Source organism: Eudoraea sp., assembly GCF_049665975.1.
GTDB lineage: Bacteria > Bacteroidota > Bacteroidia > Flavobacteriales > Flavobacteriaceae > Eudoraea.
The window spans coordinates 1-1,657 of sequence record NZ_JBATGR010000339.1 but is presented as its reverse complement, the minus strand read 5'-3'; the positions used below and the strand labels follow the sequence as shown (position 1 = coordinate 1,657).

2 protein-coding genes are annotated in these 1,657 nt (G+C 37.8%); both read left to right on the top strand.

The features are described 5' to 3' along the window. On the top strand, window positions 1-625 hold a 625-nt coding region (locus WBN20_RS11820; RefSeq protein WP_424281825.1), incomplete at its 5' end, for a glycosyl hydrolase family 17 protein. A gap of 56 nt (window positions 626-681) precedes the next feature. Continuing rightward, a partial coding sequence (locus WBN20_RS11815; RefSeq protein WP_424281824.1) for a glycoside hydrolase family 2 TIM barrel-domain containing protein occupies window positions 682-1,657 on the top strand: 976 nt, incomplete at its 3' end.

Here is a 1,657-nt window from a genome sequence, read left to right as displayed (position 1 = left end):
TCATACCGAAGATCTTGAAAAATTATATCATGCCGTAGATTATGTCTCTATGCATACCTATCCTTATCATAATACGCATTATAATCCTGAATTTTGGGGAGTTCCTGAAGAAGAAGAAAACCTATCCGATATTGAAAAGATAGATGCAGCCATGCTCAGGGCCAAAAAGTTTGCAATGTCTCAATACGACAGTGTTTCAGGCTATATGAAAAGTATAGGTGTTGACAAACCAATTCATATTGGCGAAACAGGTTGGGCATCTATCTCTAATGGACATTACGGGCCTAAAGGATCCAGGGCTACCGATGAATATAAGCAAGCGCTGTATTACAAACACATGCGCGAATGGACCAATGCAGAGGGAATTTCATGTTTTTATTTTGAAGGTTTTGATGAACAATGGAAAGATGCTAAAAATGCAAAAGGTTCAGAGAATCATTTCGGACTTATAAATTTAAAAAGCCAAGCTAAATATCCAATTTGGAATTTGGTAGATGATGGCACGTTTGAAGGGTTGACCCGAGATGGAAAACCCATTACAAAGACATTCAATGGGGATAAGGATGCGCTGTTGCAAGATGTATTGGTGCCACCTTTAGCCAGTGAAACAAAAGCTCCTCAATAGTTGAAACCCAATTAAACAGGGTCATGTTGAAAAAACATTCAATTAAAAAGTTTGAAATGATTAAAAAATTCGAATTAAAATTTTTAAAAGGCATTTTATTGCTTTTAACCGGCTTTCTTGTTTCATGTGCAAGTAATTCCAAAGCTGATACTGTTACCATTTCAGGACGCCAGATATTTGTAAATGATGCTCCCTATATATTTAAGGGTATATGTTATCATCCGGTACCTAAAGGGAGTGAGAAAAGGGATTTTGGAAATTTAACTCAAGATTTGTCTTTAATGGTAGATGCAGGTATAAACACAATCCGGGTATATGAACCAATCACTGACAAATCTGTCCTTGACCAGTTTCAGGCAGCTGGTCTCAAAGTAATAATAGGTTTTGGATATGATCAGGGAGGAATCAACGACATACGCTCGGGAACGTTTATCGATTATGTCAACACTTATAAAAATCATGATGCCATATTGCTTTGGGAACTGGGAAACGAATATAACTACCATCCGGAATGGTTTGATGGCGATATAAAAAACTGGTATAATGCAATGAATAAAGCAGCTCAGCTTATCCATGAAAACGACTCTTCACATGCTGTTACAACTGCTCATGGCGAATTACCTGATTCATTAGCCCTCTCATTATCTGAAAACATTGATGTTTGGGGAATGAATGTGTATCGCTATGATGATCCTACAACTATTTTTTCCGAATGGAGTGCAATTAGTTCTAAGCCAATGTATTTATCCGAAGCCGGAGGAGACAGTTATATGACGATTACAAAAGGTGGCTACGATCAAGGTACTAACGAAAAAGCACAGGCAGATGCCAATAAGAAAATTTTAAATTCTGTCTTTAGTGCAAATGATATTTGTTCCGGTGTGGCCATGTTCTCATTTACTGATGGATGGTGGAAAGCAGGAAATCCTGAAACACAAGATCCGGGAGTATGGGCTCCAAACAGTACTGGTGTTCCATATGATGGCACACCAAATGAGGAGTTTTGGGGAATAGTGGATATTGATAGAAATA